The sequence below is a fragment of the Corynebacterium suicordis DSM 45110 genome (genome assembly GCF_015351405.1).
Taxonomy (GTDB): Bacteria; Actinomycetota; Actinomycetes; order Mycobacteriales; family Mycobacteriaceae; genus Corynebacterium; species Corynebacterium suicordis.
This window is the reverse complement of the sequence record NZ_JADKMY010000001.1, coordinates 1318937-1335327: the sequence shown is the minus strand read 5'-3', so window position 1 is coordinate 1335327 and position 16391 is coordinate 1318937. Positions and strand designations below refer to the sequence as shown.

At 60.3% G+C, this 16391-nt stretch carries 13 protein-coding genes; 5 read left to right on the top strand and 8 right to left on the bottom strand.

The genetic code is table 11. The features are described 5' to 3' along the window. Window positions 1-32: 32 nt before the first annotated feature. From IRY30_RS06180 to gndA, 5 genes are all read right to left on the bottom strand, one after another. On the bottom strand, window positions 33-947 hold the full coding sequence (locus IRY30_RS06180) for a 3-methyladenine DNA glycosylase (RefSeq protein ID WP_194556440.1): 915 nt from the start codon (window positions 945-947) through the stop codon (window positions 33-35). Further along, window positions 940-2013: a hemolysin family protein gene (locus IRY30_RS06175; RefSeq protein ID WP_194556439.1), complete on the bottom strand. Its 1074-nt coding sequence runs from the start codon at window positions 2011-2013 to the stop codon at window positions 940-942. Before IRY30_RS06175 ends, IRY30_RS06180 begins: the two co-directional genes overlap by 8 nt. Further along, on the bottom strand, window positions 2010-3377 hold the full coding sequence (locus IRY30_RS06170) for a hemolysin family protein (protein WP_194556438.1): 1368 nt from the start codon (window positions 3375-3377) through the stop codon (window positions 2010-2012). Before IRY30_RS06170 ends, IRY30_RS06175 begins: the two co-directional genes overlap by 4 nt. Window positions 3378-3380: 3 nt before the next feature. Continuing rightward, window positions 3381-4547 carry a DEAD/DEAH box helicase gene (locus tag IRY30_RS06165; RefSeq protein WP_194556606.1) on the bottom strand — a complete coding sequence of 389 codons (1167 nt, stop codon included), beginning with the start codon at window positions 4545-4547 and terminating at the stop codon, window positions 3381-3383. Between the two features lie 483 nt (window positions 4548-5030). Continuing rightward, window positions 5031-6509 (bottom strand): NADP-dependent phosphogluconate dehydrogenase, encoded by a 1479-nt coding sequence (gene gndA, locus IRY30_RS06160; protein ID WP_194556437.1) that lies wholly within the window; start codon window positions 6507-6509, stop codon window positions 5031-5033. Window positions 6510-6552: 43 nt separating this feature from the next. Here gndA and IRY30_RS06155 point away from each other — a divergent pair, with 43 nt between their 5' ends. After that, window positions 6553-7083, top strand: coding sequence for a PaaI family thioesterase (locus tag IRY30_RS06155; RefSeq protein ID WP_194556436.1), 531 nt, complete (start codon window positions 6553-6555; stop codon window positions 7081-7083). Between the two features lie 102 nt (window positions 7084-7185). Here IRY30_RS06155 and IRY30_RS06150 read toward each other — a convergent pair whose 3' ends face one another. Continuing rightward, window positions 7186-8616 carry an NAD(P)/FAD-dependent oxidoreductase gene (locus tag IRY30_RS06150; RefSeq protein ID WP_194556435.1) on the bottom strand — a complete coding sequence of 477 codons (1431 nt, stop codon included), beginning with the start codon at window positions 8614-8616 and terminating at the stop codon, window positions 7186-7188. 248 nt (window positions 8617-8864) lie between these two features. Here IRY30_RS06150 and IRY30_RS06145 point away from each other — a divergent pair, with 248 nt between their 5' ends. Then, complete coding sequence (locus tag IRY30_RS06145; protein ID WP_309824908.1) at window positions 8865-10154, top strand: class I SAM-dependent methyltransferase; 1290 nt, start codon at window positions 8865-8867, stop codon at window positions 10152-10154. On the opposite strand, the gene IRY30_RS06140 is transcribed toward IRY30_RS06145, so the two are convergent. Next, window positions 10151-10501, bottom strand: coding sequence for a DUF2200 domain-containing protein (locus IRY30_RS06140; RefSeq protein WP_194556434.1), 351 nt, complete (start codon window positions 10499-10501; stop codon window positions 10151-10153). The genes IRY30_RS06145 and IRY30_RS06140 overlap by 4 nt on opposite strands. A gap of 265 nt (window positions 10502-10766) precedes the next feature. Here IRY30_RS06140 and IRY30_RS06135 point away from each other — a divergent pair, with 265 nt between their 5' ends. Together IRY30_RS06135 and IRY30_RS06130 are read left to right on the top strand one after the other, a co-directional pair. Continuing rightward, a complete protein-coding gene (locus tag IRY30_RS06135; RefSeq protein WP_309826321.1) occupies window positions 10767-12425 on the top strand; it encodes an FAD-binding dehydrogenase in 1659 nt (552 codons plus the stop codon). 10 nt (window positions 12426-12435) lie between these two features. Next, entirely contained in the window at window positions 12436-13788 is a 1353-nt protein-coding gene (locus tag IRY30_RS06130) for an amidase family protein (RefSeq protein WP_194556433.1), read from the top strand. An 11-nt stretch (window positions 13789-13799) separates the two neighbouring features. On the opposite strand, the gene IRY30_RS06125 is transcribed toward IRY30_RS06130, so the two are convergent. Continuing rightward, a complete protein-coding gene (locus tag IRY30_RS06125) occupies window positions 13800-14852 on the bottom strand; it encodes an App1 family protein (protein WP_194556432.1) in 1053 nt (350 codons plus the stop codon). Window positions 14853-15026: 174 nt separating this feature from the next. Here IRY30_RS06125 and IRY30_RS06120 point away from each other — a divergent pair, with 174 nt between their 5' ends. Continuing rightward, window positions 15027-16334: a YkvI family membrane protein gene (locus IRY30_RS06120; protein ID WP_194556431.1), complete on the top strand. Its 1308-nt coding sequence runs from the start codon at window positions 15027-15029 to the stop codon at window positions 16332-16334. The last annotated feature ends 57 nt before the right edge of the window (window positions 16335-16391 follow it).

The window sequence follows — 16391 nt, the reverse complement described above, 5'->3', positions numbered from 1 at the left end:
TCCCGAGGCTGGTGAAAAGCAATGAATGTAGTCTAGCTGCTCACTGGACGCAGCTGCGAAAAGTAAGACTCCAGAATGCCAATTATTTCCGCGCGCAGTGCCTGTCCGCGCTCCATGAGCTCCCGTTGCCTCCGCACGTACTCAGCTCGCCCGGCGGGCTTCTCAATCTTCACCGGCGAAAAACCCCATTCGCGAAGATCATACGGGCTGGCCTCCATGTCCAAAACTCTCACGTCACACGCCAATTCGAATGCCCGGAGCCACAAGTCTCCAGGAATCACCGGCCCCAGCTTCGTGGCCCACTTGTATACATCCATCGTGGCGTGCAGGCATCCCGGTTGCTCCAATTCGTGTTGGGATTCCCTGGCTGGCGAGAGCTCATTGAGGGGTACCGCGCGTTCGGTGAAGAAGCGGTAGGCGTCGAAATGGGTGCATTTGAGCTGGCCTTGCTCCACCACCGCATCGGTCCCCTCAGCCCCCAGACGCAAGGGTTCCGGGTGGCGAGGCGCATCCTTGTAGACCATGGCCCATTCATGCAGCCCGAAACATCCCAGTTGCGGTGGGCGCTGCAGCGTTAGGGCCAGCAGCCGGTGGATATACCCGATCGATTTACCCCGATCCGCCCAATGCTTCTGCGCATCCAGCGTCCACATGCCCTCGCGCTCCACGTAGTGATCCTTGTGTTTCGGCAGGTCGGCCGTCTTTTTTGTCGACGCCGCCTCTGCCCCCGCAGCATGATTCTCAATTTCCAGCGCCACCCCAATGCCGGGGTGCCAATGCGCGAGCTTGCCTGGGGTGACGGGGTAGTAGCTGAACATGAAATCCCACACCGGGTGCCGCTCACCGCGGGTGCGCCTTTCTCGAGCCGCAGCAGTGAGCTCTTCCACCTTCCGCACGTGCTTTTCGCGCTGTGCGGTCCATTCGGCGTGGGAGAGGATCTTAGTCATCGTGGGTCCAGTCTCGCACTGTTCCCACCAACTCCTCAATGATGTCCTCCAAGGTCACAATTCCGACGATCGCGTTGGTGTCATCCTTCACCGCAGCCATGTGGCTGGAGGTCTGGCGCATCCGGCGCATCGCGGTATCAAAGTTCTCATTGAGGGGAACGATGATCAGATCACGAACATCGGCGGCATCCAGTGGAGTGCTGGAGGAAGGCGTGGAGGGATCGGAATCCAGGGCCACGTTATCCAGCACATCCTTGATGTGGATGTATCCGGTCCATTCGCCGGCGGCGTTCCTGACGGGGAAGCGGGAGAAACCGGTATCAATCACGGCATTCTCCACGTCTGAAACCATCACGTGCCGGCCGTGCTGCTCGATGGTGCGGACATCCTGTCGGGGAATGAGCACTTCCTGCAGGGTGCGGCGAGAGCTGCCCAAAGCATTGGACAGTCGCGCCGCCTCAGCCGGGGCAATCAGACCTTCTGAACGGGATTCAGCGATCATGCTGGCCAATTCAGAAGGGGAGACGGTGGAATCCAGCTCATCCTTTTGCTCCACACCCACCGCACGCAAGGTGATGCGCGCGATCCAGTTGAGGAACACCATGATGGGGTGGGCGATCTTCAGGAACAGCAAGTGCGGGCGGATCAGGTAGGTCGCGATCGTCTCCGGCCCGGCCAGAGCAATATTCTTCGGCACCATTTCACCCAGGATGATGTGCAGGATAGTCACGATCAACAGTGAGATGGTGAAAGACACTGGGTGCAGGAAGTGCTCCGGCAAACCCAGGCTGGCAAACGGAACCTCGATGAGGTGGGCGATAGCGGGCTCGCCCACTTTACCCAGCAGAACGGAGGCCAGCGTGATGCCGAATTGGGCGCCCGCCAGTTGGATCGAGAGGTTCTCGGTTGCCTCGAGCACCTTGACCGCGCTGCGGTTACCCGTGGCGATCATGTTGTCCAGACGGTCGCGGCGGGAGGAGATCAGTGCGAACTCCACACCCACGAAGAACGCGTTTAAGCCGAGGAGGAAGAATGCAAAGACGATGGCCCAGAGATCTGAACTCATGAGTTTTCCTCCTTCTTGACTGGCAGCATGCGGACTCGATCAACGCGGCGGTTATCCATGGAAATCACTGTGGCTTCCCATCGGAAATCCCCTCCGGCCTCGAAAGAGGCTAGTGCGGCGGTTTGTTCCGGGAGCAGTACGGTATCGCCTTCCTCCGGGATCCTTCCCAGGCTCTGCATGAGCAGTCCGCCCAGGGTTTCATAGGGGCCTTCGGGTGGGGTGTAACCCACGTACTCGGGCAGCTCATCGGTGCGTACCAGCCCGGAGACTTCCCAGTGCTGGCCTTCGCGCTTGACTTCCGCATCTTCGGCGCGGTTGTCATGCTCATCCCATACCTCGCCGACGATCTCTTCCACCACATCTTCGATGGTGACGATGCCTGCGGTGCCACCGTATTCGTCCGCGACCAGCACCAGTTGGGAACCGGCGCTGCGGACGCGAGCCAACACGGCCTCACCGCCCAAGCTGGCGGGGATGGTGGGAACTTGGCGAGCCAGCGTGCTCACCGAGGTGTGAGCGCGCTCTGCTTGCGGAACCCCGAGTGCATCCTTGATGTGGACCACGCCGATGGTGTCATCCAGATCTCCCCGGGTGACCGGGAAGCGGGAGTGGCCTGTTTCCAGCGCCACCTTGATGAGATCCAGCGCGGTATCTTCCATATCCAACGTCACCACTGTGGAACGGGGGGACATGAGGTCATCCGCGTTGGTCTCGCTGAATTTGAGGGAGCGGTCCAGTACCCGGGCTTTACCAGCGGTGAAACCGCCGTTGCCGGTGGAGTGTCGCACCAGCGCGGAAAGCTCCTGCGGGCTACGCGCACTCGCTAGCTCATCAGCTGGCTCCACACCAAGTTTCCGCACGATGAAGTTAGCGGAATCATTGAGCGCAGAGATGAACTTGGAGAGCACCTTGTTGAATACCCACACAGGGCGGATGGCGTATCGGCCAGTCGGCAGTGGGTGGGCGATGGCCAGGTTCTTCGGTACGAGCTCACCGAAAACCATGGAAAGACCAGTAGCGATGATCAGAGACAAAATCAGTGCAATCGGGCCAGTGGCGGTCTCGCTCAGGCCAAAGAGTTCCAGCATTGGGGTGAAGAACTTGGCCAGGATGGGCTCAGCCAAGTAACCGGTAGCTAGCGTGGTGATGGTGATGCCCAGCTGTGCGCCGGAAAGGACGAAGCTCAGTTCGCCATGTGCGCGGCGGAGCAATTTAGCGGTGCCATCACCCTTTTTCGCTACATGGTCATCGACCGTCGAGCGTTCCAAGCCCGTGAGAGCAAACTCCGCCGCCACGAACAGGCCAGTACAGCCGGTCAGGGCGATGAAGCCGATCAGTCCAAGAATAGAGAGGACAATGTCCACGGATTATGCACGCCCCTGATTGTGCTGCAGCATTTTCAGCAACGCGGTGGGGGACAGCTCGGTGGGAGTTACCCCGGCCTTGTCGAGAAGCTTGAGGGCATCAGAGGTGGCGTCGGCAAAGCACAACGTCACCACGGTGCCGGACGTGCCAGCGCGAGCCGTACGGCCGGCGCGGTGAACATACGCCTTGTGCTCGGCGGGAACATCCACGTGAACCACGAGCTCCACGCCGGAAATATCGATACCACGAGCAGCAATGTCCGTGGCGACCATCACCTGGGTATCACCCGCGGTGAAGCTATCGATCGCTGCGGTGCGGGAATTCTGCCCCTTGTTACCGTGCAGCGCCACAGCGCGCACGCCGGACTTCACCAGCTTCTTTGCCATGCGATCCGCACCGTGCTTGGTGCGGGTGAACATGATGGTGCGGGTGGAGCGCTTGCCGATATCCACCACCAACTGGTTGCGAGCTGGGCCGTCCTGAACCGGGGTGAGGTAGTGATCCATGGAATCGACGCGAACCTGCGCCTCACCGGTGGAGTGCGTGATGGGATTATTCATGTAGCGATCCACCAGGATCTGCACATCGCCGTCGAGTGTGGCGCTGAACAGCAGGTGCTGCGCATTCTTGGGCATCTTGTCCATCAGGCGCTTGACCTGCGGCAAGAAGCCCATGTCTGCCATCTGGTCGGCCTCATCAAGCGCCACGATCTCCACGTTCTTAAAGGAGATCTGCTTTTGATCCAGCAGATCCTGTGCACGGCCTGGGGTGGCCACGAGGATATCCACCGGGCGGGCCAGAGCGCGGATGTTGTGGGAGATTTTCACGCCGCCCACGACTTCCAGAACTCGCTGACCAGCCGCGCCCGCGAGGGGCTCCAGGCGAGCACGGATCTGTGCCGCGAGCTCGCGCGTCGGGGCCAGGATCACCGCACGCGGAGCGCGCAGCGACGAGGCACCCTGCATGAGGGAGGAGATGATGGGCAAACCAAATGTGAAGGTCTTGCCGGACCCCGTGGGGCCACGGCCGAGGATGTCTTTGCCGTCCAATGCCTGTGGAATCGCTTTGGCCTGAATCGGGAAAGGGTGGAGGATGCCCTCATCCTTGAGGGCGTTGACCAGCGCCAATGGCAGGCCAAGGTCCGCGAACGTGGTGGAGGTATCCGCCATTGCCACGGGCTCTACGGATTCCTTGGTAGACCTCTGAACCATCGAGTATCCGGGGTCAACCTCAGGAAGACGCTGCGCATCGGGGCGGTTGTTATTGCGCGCGTTGCGCTCAGTGGAGCGTGGGTTGTGGCGATCGTCGCGGCGGATGCGGCCTTGCTCATCTCGTCGATCTTCTCGACGCCCACCCTGCCGAGAACCAGGCTTGGAACCCTGCTTGGAACCCGGGCGGGTATCCGCCTGGGCATCCTTGTTCGGCTTGCGCTTCGGAGTCCAGTTGGGGCGATTGTCCCCAGAGCTGTCTCCACGGCGGGATCCGCCAGTGCGTGAACCGCCTGAGCGGGATGAGTTTCGAGAAGTGGATGAGCCGGATGAATCGTTGCGGCGTCGAGAAGAAGAACGACCCTCTGAAGACTCAGAGGAATCGCCCAGCGCACGGCTACCCCGACGAACGACGCGGCGTCGTGAAGAAGAATCAGATGACACTTAGGCTTCGACCTCATTACGGTTGCCGGACCACAGGGTATGGAATGCGCCCTCGCGGTCGATGCGGCCGTAGGTGTGGGCACCGAAGAAGTCACGCTGACCCTGGATCAGAGCAGCTGGGAGACGCTCGGCGCGGAGAGCATCGTAGTAAGACAGGGAAGAGGCGAACACGGGAACAGGCAGTCCCTGCAGCGTGGCGGTGACCACGATGCGGCGCCAAGAATCGATGAGATCCTGCAGCTCGCCATTGAAATAATCATCCAGCAGCAGGGAAGGCAAAGCTGGATTCTTCTCGTATGCCTCGCGGACGCGGTTCAGGAAGCGGGCGCGAATGATGCAACCACCACGCCAAATGGTGGCCATGTCCTTGGGATCAACATTCCAGTTGTACTCCTTGGAACCAGCCAAGATCTGATCAAAGCCCTGCGCATAAGCCACCAGCTTGGAGGCGTAGAGCGCGCGACGGACATCCTCGGTGAACTGAGCCTTGGACTCTGGATCGATGCCCTGGCTGACAGAACCGGAAGGAAGCTTGCCGTGGGCAGCCTGGCGCTGCTCGCGGGCGGAGGAGAGCGCACGGGCGAAAACGGCTTCGCCGATGCCCGTGACGGGAATGCCCAGATCCAGCGCGGACTTGACGGTCCAGCGACCCGTGCCCTTCTGACCAGCGGAATCCACGATGATATCCACCAGTGGCTTGCCGGTTTCCTCGTCTACCTGAGCGAGTACTTCAGCAGTGATCTCGATGAGGTAGCTCTCCAGAGGACCCTGGTTCCACTCGCGGAAGATCTCAGCGATCTCTGCGGGCTCCATACCGGCGGAGTAGCGCAAGAGGTGATAGGCCTCGCCGATAACCTGCATGTCGGCGTACTCGATGCCGTTGTGCACCATCTTCACGAAGTGGCCAGCGCCATCGGGGCCGATGTGGGTGCAGCAAGGCACGCCATCAACCTGCGCGGAGATGGACTCCAGCAATGGACCCAAGTATTCGTAGGACTCCTTGGGGCCACCGGGCATGATGGCGGGGCCGTTGAGGGCACCTTCTTCGCCACCGGAGATGCCCGCGCCGACGAACATGAGTCCACGCTCGGACATCTCGCGCTCACGGCGGATGGTGTCTGTGTACAGGGCGTTTCCACCATCGATGATGATATCGCCCTCATCCATGGCATCAGCCAGCTGGTTGATCACGGCATCGGTGCCAGCTCCGGCGGCAACCATGATCAGGGCACGGCGTGGACGCTCCAGGGAGGCCACGAAATCCTCAATGGTTGCAGAGGGCACGAAGTTGGCGGTTTCGCCGAACTCGTTGATGAATGCCTCGGTCTTGGCGGTGGTGCGGTTGTATACCGCCACGGTGTGACCGTGGTTAGCGAAGTTTCGCGCGATGTTGGAGCCCATGACGGCTAGGCCGACAACACCGATCTGTGCGGAACCTGCTGCGGAGGCAGACTCGAAGGACGGAGAAGAATTAGTCATAGTTATCTATATTAGCGATCCAAACTCGGATACGGTTAGCCCCATGACTGATAACTCTCAAGCAGACGTGAGCAAAGCCGCTAAGCGAGCCGCCTTGCTCAAGTTCCAGGAGCTCTCCGAAATCGCGGCGAAGCAGGATTTGGATGAATCGCAGATCGCCCAGTTCAACAAGGCGAATCGGTTTGATACGAACTTCGATGTGGTCATGGGATCGCGCTACATCGAGGTGGGGCCACGGAAGGTCACTCTGCGCGTGGAGATCACCGCCGAGCACCTGCAGCCTTGGGGAATCACTCATGGCGGTCTGCTTGCAGCCCTTGCCGAGTCAGCAGGCTCCGTGGCTTCCTACCTGGCTGCGGGTGCGGAACCGGCTGTCATGGGCACCAGTAATCACACCGACTTCCTGCGTCCTTCAGCCAAGGGTGATGTGATTGTTTCAACGGCAACCCCGGAACATCTGGGTAGAAGCACACATTTGTGGCGCATTGAGCACAAGCTTGAGGCCACGGGAAAGCTCGTGGCCTTGACGCAATTGAAGACTGCAGTAGTTCCTAACCTGAAGCCGAAGCAGTAGTTGCGCGTGCGTGTTGTCAACGGTTGAACGTGCTGTGAGCACGCGCTAAAGGCGCCCCATGCTGTTGCATGAAGGGCGCCTTTAGTAATTCATTAAGAGCGATTAGTCAGAAACAGCGCGGGTATCGCGGCCTTCGCCGAAGCGGAGGTTATCGCGCACCTCGATGGAGCGCACGCCCTCGTTGTCCTCCATCACGCGCAGCTTGCGCAGCGCGTTGCGCGCGTGCAGCTGCTGGCGGGTAGCGGTGAGCTGCCAACGACGACGGGATACGGAGTTCAAGCCCCAGCTGAAGGCTGCCACGGCGCGGTTGCGGAAACCGACCATGTAGAGCAGGTGCAGTCCGAGCCACATGAGCCAGCCCACGAAGCCGGAAACTTCAGCCTTGTTCAGCTTCACCACGGCGTTGAAGCGGGAGACAATGGCCATGGAGCCCTTGTCGAAGTAATTGAAAGGTGGGCGAGCCTCAGGTGAGGTGCGGTTTTCCACCTCATCGATGATGGTGCGGGCGGCGTACTGACCACCTTGCATTGCCACTTGAGCCACGCCTGGCAGGCGATCCAGGTTGATCATGTCGCCGATCATGAACACGTTGCGGTATTCACCCACGGAGAGGTCAGGGTTGACGGAAACGCGACCTGCGCGGTCAACTTCCACCCCAGCCTGCTCAGCCACGTGCTTGCCCAGTGGGGAAGCGGCCACACCAGCGGACCAGATCTTGCAGTAGGTGGGAATGAAGGACTCTTCGGAAGTCTTCAGGTCCTTGAGGGTCACGCCTTCCTTGGTCACATTGGTTACCAGGGCGTTCGGGATGACCTCTACGCCCAGGTCTTCCAGGCTGTGCGCTGCCTTGCGGCCGAGGCGCTTGCCGAATGGCATGAGCACGTGCGGGCCACCATCGACCAGCAGGATGCGGGTGTTCTGCGTGTTGATCTCGCGGAATTCATCGCGCAGGGTGCGGTGTGCCATTTCGGAGAGCTGGCCAGCCAGCTCCACACCGGTTGGGCCAGCGCCAACCACAACGAAGGTGAGCAGGCGATCGCGCTCTGCTTGATCATCGGTGATCTCGGCGCGCTCGAAGGCACCGGTGACGCGGGCGCGGATCTCCAGAGCATCATCAATGGACTTCATGCCCGGCGCGAACTCAGCAAAGTGCTCGTTGCCGAAGTAGGACTGAGAGGCACCGGCGGCGACGATGAGGCTGTCATAATCCAAAACCTCATCCTTGCCACCGAGGTCAGCGGTTACGGTGTGGTTTTCCAGGCTAATGTCGCGCACTTCGCCCTTGACCACGCGGACGTTGTCCTGATCCGCCAAGATCTGGCGGATGGATGGGGCGATTTCACCTTCGGAAAGGATGCCAGTTGCTACTTGGTACAGCAGTGGCTGGAAGAGGTGGTGGTTGGTGCGGTCTACGATGGTGACTGCAACATCCGTGTTCTTAAATTTCTTGGCGGCGAAAAGGCCACCGAAGCCCGCTCCAATGATGACGACATGGTGGCGGTCACCTTGGGGGCGATATGGGGTCTGAGACATGCGGAGTAACTCCTCCAATAATTGCGCACTGTGTTTTTAGCGAGGTTATAACAAGCCTATGTAATCCTCAGGTGTGAGGTTCTTCGCCCAGAATAGGTTCATTCGGATGAATATTCATGTCATGCGGGTGGCGGTGTGGGTACTCAGCACCCCGGGGCAAGCAATTTTGGGTGAAATCGGCTGTGTCATCGCAGTGAAATGTGGTTTTCCTAGTAACTTCGGGGGGACTAGGAGGTGCGGCAACAACCGTGGAATATTACATCGATGAGCAGCGCTGGCCCGCGCTGGTGCAAGCTCCGCAGGCCCGTTTTCAAGGCATGCGTGCACGCGATGTGACTGAGCGCCTGGAGACGTTGTTGGCGGAAAACAACGTCGCGCTAGATTCCGGTTCTACGCCGCACATGGTGGTTCGTGATGGCCAGGTCATTGACCGCGTGGTCGCCAGCGGCTGGCTGGGGTTGGCCGAGGGGTATTTGGCAGGGGAATGGGATGCCGAGCCTCTGCCCGAGGTGCTGGGGGTGCTGCTTTCTCAAGATTTAGAGAAGAAGGCCGGCCTCTGGCTGGGTTCTGCGGGCAAGAAGAAGCACCGGGATTTCGGCACGGTGAGCCCGGGTGAATTGCCGGAAGGGCTGATTGAGCTCTACACCGGTGCCACCCGGGTGACGGGGAGCGCGCTGTTTTCCTCTGCCTCGCGCACCACTGCCACCGAGGTCCGCGAAGTACAGATTGGCAATGGGAAGCGCGCCACCGACAGTTGGGCCGTGGATGTGACGTGGTTTGGCGATCCCTCCGTGGTGGAACGCCAGGACCTCGACGATGCCCAAGGCAGGCGAATCACCGCGATGCTGGATGAAGCCGGGGTTGGCCCGGGGGATCGCGTGCTGGAACTGCCTAGCTCAGGTGGTCAGCTGGCGGTGGAGGCCGCACTCCGCGGAGCTAGCGTGGACGTGCTGACCAGCGATGAAGATCATGCGGAAGCCGTGGAAGCCCGCGTGCGCGCTGCCGGAGTGGGCGGGGCGGTGCGCGTGATGCTGATTGATGGCCCCATTCCTTCACCGCGTCAGTGGTCCGGTAGGTACGACGCCATCTTCTCCATCGAGCGCATGGAAACCCTCGGCGAGGGCGGATTGAAGCATTTCCTGCGCGCGGTGGATCGAATGCTCGATGAAGGCGGGCGGGCAGTCATCCAAACCTGCGTGTCCACGGAACTGATGCGGGAGACCAGTCGAGAGGCTCTGGATGTGATGCGCGCCTATGTCTGGCCTGCCTTGGCGTACTCCACGGCAGAGAACATCCGCGAGGTCACCGCCAAGCACACCAAGCTGGCCATCAGCGCCGAAAACCATTTGGGTTCCCACTTGGCGGCGACCATTCCGCTGTGGCGCGCGAACTTCGCAGCTCGGGAGCGCCAAGCTGCTGCGGCCGGGTTTGATCCCGTTTTCCGCCGGCTGTGGGAATACCAGCTGTCCCTGCATCAGAGTTTGGCGGAATCCGGAGAACTGGATTGCATGCAGTTCGTGTTCCGCCCGCGCGGCTAGGAGCGCAGGATCTTCTCCATGGGGCGACCCTTGGCCAGCTCATCAATCAACTTGTCCAGGTAGCGGATCTCCTGCATGAGCGGCTCCTCGATCTCCTGAACCTTCACCCCGCACACCGATCCCGTAATTAATCGGCGGTTCTCGTTGAGATCCGGCGCGTCCGCAAAGAAATCGCGGAAGGACACGCGCTTGTCCAAAGCGTGTGCGAGGCCCGCGGAATCATAGCCCGTGAGCCACTCAATAACCTGCTTGACCTCCTCTTCCGTGCGCTGTTTACGTCCGGCTTTAGTCACGTAGTGCGGGTAAACATCCGCCACGGCCATGGAGAAAATCTTGTGCTCTGCCATGAGCCCAATTATGCACACTCGTGGAACTTCCTTCGGTAGGGCAAGTAATTCCGCGAACTTCCCGCGATTGATTCCCCAACAAAATAAGATCACCAGTATTGCGTGCTGTAGATCCGCTACGGCGCTTAGGAAACACCCGTGCTGCCAAGCACTCCCACGATGGAAAAGAGGCGCATCAACCGTGAATACCCGCCCTATCGAACACCCCGCAGAGCCCGGCAATTCTACTTCTCGCCCGAACAACGAGGAGGGGGAACGACAAGTCATCATCGTCGGTGGTGGATTGGCTGGAATGGTCACCGCGTATGAAGCCGCGCGCAGCGGTCTGCACGTCACCGTGGTGGAGCAGGAGAGCCGGGAAAATCTCGGTGGTCAGGCGTTTTGGTCTTTGGGTGGCCTGTTCTACGTGGGCAGCCCCGAGCAGCGCTTGATGGGAGTCAAGGACAGCGAAGAGCTGGCCTGGCGTGATTGGGAAAATTCCGCGCAATACGACGATGCCGAGAACGACTATTGGCCACGCCGTTGGGGTCGCGAGTATGTGCGCTTTGCTGCCCAAGAAAAGCGCGAGTACCTCAAGTCCCTGGGCTTGAACGTGCTCCCCACCGTGGGCTGGGCCGAGCGTGGCTCAGGGGATGCCTCCGGGCACGGCAATTCCGTTCCCCGTTTCCACCTCACGTGGGGCACCGGCCCTGAGGTGGTGCGCGTGTTTAAGGAGCCGTTGGAGAAGTTTGAGGCCGAAGGCAAGGTGACCTTCCTTTTCCGACGCCAAGTCGATGAGCTCATCACGGAAGCCACCCCGGAGGGTACGCGAGTGGTAGGAGTGCGCGGCAGTGTCTTGGCGGAAGATCCTTCAGAACGAGGAATCGCTTCGAACCGCGAGGTTGCCGGCTCGTTCGAACTGCGTGGGCAGGCGGTAGTCGTGACGTCTGGCGGCATTGGCGGAAACCTGGACCTGGTTCGCCGAGCGTGGCCCGTGGAACGCTGGGGTGAGGCTCCCGCAGACATGGTGTGCGGAGTACCCGCGTATGTGGATGGCCGGATGATTAAAATCTCTGAATCCGCGGGCGCGCGCCTAACCAATACCGATCGCATGTGGGCGTACCCGGAAGGCATGCAGAACTGGGATTCGGTCTGGCCCATGCATGGCATTCGCATCATCCCCGGACCGTCTTCACTGTGGATCGACGCAGACGGCAACCGTCTTCCCTCCACGATCATTCCCGGCGGGGATAACTTGGCTAGCGTCGCCCACATTGGACGGACCGGACATGGATACTCGTGGTTCGTGCTCAACAAGACTATTGCGGACAAGGAGTTCATCTTCTCCGGGTCTGAGCAGAATCCAGACCTGACCGTCAAGAAGGTGAAAAACCTGCTGAGCAAGGTGGGGCCGGGCACGCATCCAGCCATCAAGGCTTTCATGGATCACGGTGAGGACTGGGTGATCGCCGATGATGTGAGTGAGCTGGTCAAAAAGATGAACGCGATGGTGGGGGATGACTCCCCGCAGATTGACGAGGCGCACTTGCGTCGGCAGATCGAGGACCGCGATAGTCAGATCGATAACAAGTTCTCCAAGGATTACCAGGTCAACTACATTCGCACGGCGCGCGGATACCTCGGGGATAAGATCGTTCGCTGCGCGGCTCCCCACAAGTTGATGGACGAGGATCACGGCCCGCTGATTGCCGTGCGCTTGCGCATGCTGACCCGCAAGACGCTCGGCGGGATTGAAACGGACATGTCCGGTCGGGCGCTGCGCGCCGATGGATCTGTTCTGCCGGGACTGTTCGCGGCGGGGGAGGTCTCCGGGTTTGGCGGCGGAGGTATGCACGGCAAGAACGCCCTGGAGGGAACCTTCTTGGGCGGGTGCATCCATTCCGGAAAGCGCGTGGGCGAGAACCTGCGCCATTACGTGAAGTAGGAGCGGGGTCATGGATACTTCTAGCTGGTGGAAACTTGGCGTGCAGGAATGGCGCGAGCGGGTGCTATCGCAGCCCGGCGCGGGTGCACGGGAGGGTGTGGAGGCGTGCCTCGCGCGCATCGATGATCTCAATCCCACCCTGAACGCCATCCATGTTCTGCTCGAAGATGAGGCACTGCGCACCGCCGATGAGCTGGATCAGCAAGCTCTCCAGCCTGATTTTCAGCCGGGGCCGCTGCACGGTGTGCCCATCCTCATCAAGGACGAGATCGACGTGGCTGGCACTCCCACCACCTTCGGCACCGCGGGCAATCCCACCCCGAAGACGGCCGATTCTCTGCTAGTTACCCGTTTGCGCGAGGCAGGCGCAATCATCCTCGGCAAGACCCTCATGCCCGCCTTTGGCGCCTTCCCCTTCACAGAGTCCGAGGCCTTCGGCATCACCCGCAACCCATGGGATACCACTCGCACCCCGGGTGGTTCCTCTGGCGGCTCGGCTGTCGCGGTGGCCTCTGGCATGGTTCCGGCAGCTATCGGCGGTGATGGCGGAGGTTCCATCCGCATCCCGTCATCGCACTGCGGAACCTACGGCCTCAAACCCTGCCGCGGCTCCGTGCCCACAACTCCTTATGAGGATCTGTGGATGGAACTCGGCACTGCTGGCCCCATCACCCGTTCTGTGGCGGATTGTTCGGTTATTTTCGACGCCATTGCCGCTGCCCACACCAGCGAATCCCTGAAATCTGCAGTTGAGGGGCGAAAGCTGGTCATCGGGGTGGACACCACTCCTGCCACTCCCGGACTGAAGATTCATCCGGATCACGTGGATGCGGTGCAGCGGATCGCCCGCGCTCTGCAAGCGGCAGGCCACGAAGTATTACCAGTGAAACTCCGCAAGCCAGACCCCTCTTTGGCCTTTGTCACGCAGTTCTACGCGGGGATCAGAGATGAGATCGCAGGCTTGGAAATGCCCGAGCGGATCGAGCCGCGCCACAAGCGAACCAACCTGCTGGGTTTCTGGGCGCGTCCCGCTGTGAGGGCGTGGGCGCGAAGGTTCTCCCATGAGTTTGGTGAGACCATGACGGAGAAACTGCAGGGTTATGATGCCCTGTTGACCCCCACCGTGGCGGGGCGCCCAGCGCGCGCAGGCGCGCACCTGAAGACCGGAACGCTGAGAACACAGCTCGCCTCGCTGACATCCACCGCTTTTGCTGCGGAGTGGAATGTATCCGGCCACGCCGCGATATCCCTACCCGCGGGACTGGCGAGCGATGGACTACCGGTGGGCATCCAGCTGGTGGGCCCGCGGGGAGAAGCGGATCTTCTGCAGGTCGCGCGGATAGTGGAGCAAGCCACCAGCTGAGATTGGGCGGGTTAGCGGGAGAGGTCGGCGTCGGAAGAAAAGGCATGGGGGAGCACGCCGGGACGAATTTGATCCATCTCCAACCACTGCTTGCGCAGGTCGAAGCCGTCCGCGCCCGCGATGGTGGGAACCATGCCGCGGTGCAGAACCTCGCTCAGTGGGGCGGCCGTGCCGTGGGCGAGGACGTGCTCGCTGGGGGAGAGCTGGCGGATGGCCAGGGCGGCCACGCGATCCGGGTGCTCCTCGGCGAAGTTGCCGTAAATGAAGGGGTCGTGCTGGCCATCATCGCCGACCAGGATCCAGGTGATGTCCGGGAAATCGATGACTAGATTGCGCAGCTGAACGCGCTTGTGCTCCTGACCAGAGCGGAACAGGCTGGTCTGGGTGGGACCCCAGTCCGTCAGCAGCATTGGGCCCTTTGGCAGGGCATGTTTGGCGATGAAATCCACGAGTGAGGAGAACGTGTTCCACGCGCCGGTGGAGACGTAGAAGAAGGGGATTTCGGGGTGCTGTTCGCGAATCGTTTCGTAGAACGCGGACATGCCTGGCACCGGCTTGCGGGAATTGATCCGTGCGAACCAGGAGTTATAGGCAGCCGTGACGGCGCGGGGGAGCATGGTGACCAGGATGGTGTCATCGATATCCGAGACCACGCCGAAGCGCGTTCCGGGCTGCAGGATGAGTACCTCGGCATCCACTGGCTCGGCACCTTCTGCCTCGATCTGGATGGTTTGCCAACCTGGTTCCAGGCCGTGATTCTTGATCGGCAGATCGATGTAACCACCGTTGTTGGTGTGCGTTTCCACCGTGGCATCACCCGCGTGAACGGTTACGGGGTGCTCGCTGACCTGGATGGTGAAGAACTGGCGGAAACCGCGGCGGGAGCGCTCGCTTTCCTTATCCGGAGCCTTCATCATGACTCGGGCGAAGATGCGCACCTTATCCATATCGCCGTAGCCGTAGTAACCCGCGAGGCTGGGCTGCCACCCTGCTTTTTCGGTGTAATTAATGCCGACGTTATTAATTCGTTTTTCCACTGCGCGCGCGAAATCAGAGATGGCCATGAACACGACAATAGGGGAATCCGGGCAGCGGTGTGGAATGACGCTGCGGGGTCAATAAGAGGCAGCAGCAAGCCATGACATGCGAACGAAACCCAGTGCTATAACATGCACTACTGGAGAAAAACTGACCAAGTTTCATAACCAATACGAAATGGAGACATCACAGTGTCGTTCATGCGATCGATGAAAATTGCCTTGGCTTTCGTGGGCCTATTAGTAGGCGCAGGATTTGCCACCGGTAAAGAAGTGATTCAGTACTTCATTTCCTTCGGCTACTGGGGACTCGCCGGTGCCGTAATTTCCGGTATCATCATGTCCATCGCCGGAGCCGTGATCTTGCAGCTGGGCAGCTACTTCCTGGCCCGCGAGCACAAGTTCGTGTTCAACAACGTGTCTCACCCCATTGTCTCGAGGTTCCTGGACTTCGCGGTGACGTTCACCATGTTCACTGTGGGAATCGTGATGATTGCGGGCGCCGGATCCACCCTGGAGCAGCAGTTCGGATGGCCCGCCTGGATCGGCTCGTTGGCCATGGTGGTGCTGGTGATGCTCACCGGCCTGATGGATGTGGACAAGGTCTCCAGCATCATCTCGCTGATCACTCCGTTCATCGTGATCGCCGTCATCGGCGTATTCATCTACTCACTGGTGAACATGCCTTCTGACCTGGGCGCCCTGAACGAGCTGGCGCAGCAGCAGGAATCCCCAGTGAAGCCATGGATTCTTTCCGCCCTGAACTACAACGGCCTGGCCTTGATCCTGGGTATCTCCATGTGTCTGGTGATCGGTGGCAGCACCGCGAACCCCAAGGAAGTGGGCGTGGGTGGACTGCTGGGAGGTCTGCTCTACACGGTCATGCTGGTGATGTCCGCTGTGGCTCTGTTGTTCGGCATGGACAAGGTTGAAGGCTCCGATGTCCCGATGCTGGCGCTGTTTGAATCCATCAAGCCTTTCTTGGCAAGCATCATGGTGTGGATCATCTTCGCCCTGATCTACAACACATGCATCGGCATGTTCTACGCCCTGGGCCGTCGCCTGACCGCGAAGAGCCCGGGCAAGTACGCACCTGTCTTCCTGGCTACCTGTGCAGTGGGATTCGCGGTGAGCTTCGTGGGCTTCGAAGCGCTCATGACGTACGCCTACCCAGTGATCGGTTACACGGGCATCGTGACCGTCGGAGTCATGGTGGCGTGGTGGATCAAGAACCGCGACCGGATCAAGAAGGAAGGTGCGCTCCGCGAGGAGATTCACACCCTCGTGGAAAAGCGCGAGGATCCGGAGCAGGAATTCACCGCAGAAGATCACAAGACCCTTGCTTCGAAGTTCGAAGAGTCCGATATGGACAACACGCAGGAAGTCATTGAAGCTGAAATCTGCGATGACGATGATGCTGACGCCGACGCCAGCGATGTCTCCGGAGACATCAACGAAGCCGGAGACAACGGCAAGTACGCCGCAGTTAAGGTAGACCCAAAGAATTAAAACTCGTGAGCGCTAGGGGGTAGCGCGCACGAGCATGATAAGAAGTCCCGGCCACAC

Coding starts and splice junctions, on each gene's coding strand:
- IRY30_RS06180 (WP_194556440.1), bottom strand. CDS start 947: ATGACTAAGATCCTCTCCCACGCCGAATGGACCGCACAGCGCGAAAAG.
- IRY30_RS06140 (WP_194556434.1), bottom strand. CDS start 10,501: ATGGCAGAGCACAAGATTTTCTCCATGGCCGTGGCGGATGTTTACCCG.
- IRY30_RS06120 (WP_194556431.1), top strand. CDS start 15,027: ATGCGATCGATGAAAATTGCCTTGGCTTTCGTGGGCCTATTAGTAGGC.
- IRY30_RS06125 (WP_194556432.1), bottom strand. CDS start 14,852: ATGGCCATCTCTGATTTCGCGCGCGCAGTGGAAAAACGAATTAATAAC.
- IRY30_RS06175 (WP_194556439.1), bottom strand. CDS start 2,013: ATGAGTTCAGATCTCTGGGCCATCGTCTTTGCATTCTTCCTCCTCGGC.
- IRY30_RS06165 (WP_194556606.1), bottom strand. CDS start 4,547: ATGGCGGATACCTCCACCACGTTCGCGGACCTTGGCCTGCCATTGGCG.
- gndA (WP_194556437.1), bottom strand. CDS start 6,509: ATGACTAATTCTTCTCCGTCCTTCGAGTCTGCCTCCGCAGCAGGTTCC.
- IRY30_RS06130 (WP_194556433.1), top strand. CDS start 12,436: ATGGATACTTCTAGCTGGTGGAAACTTGGCGTGCAGGAATGGCGCGAG.
- IRY30_RS06155 (WP_194556436.1), top strand. CDS start 6,553: ATGACTGATAACTCTCAAGCAGACGTGAGCAAAGCCGCTAAGCGAGCC.
- IRY30_RS06150 (WP_194556435.1), bottom strand. CDS start 8,616: ATGTCTCAGACCCCATATCGCCCCCAAGGTGACCGCCACCATGTCGTC.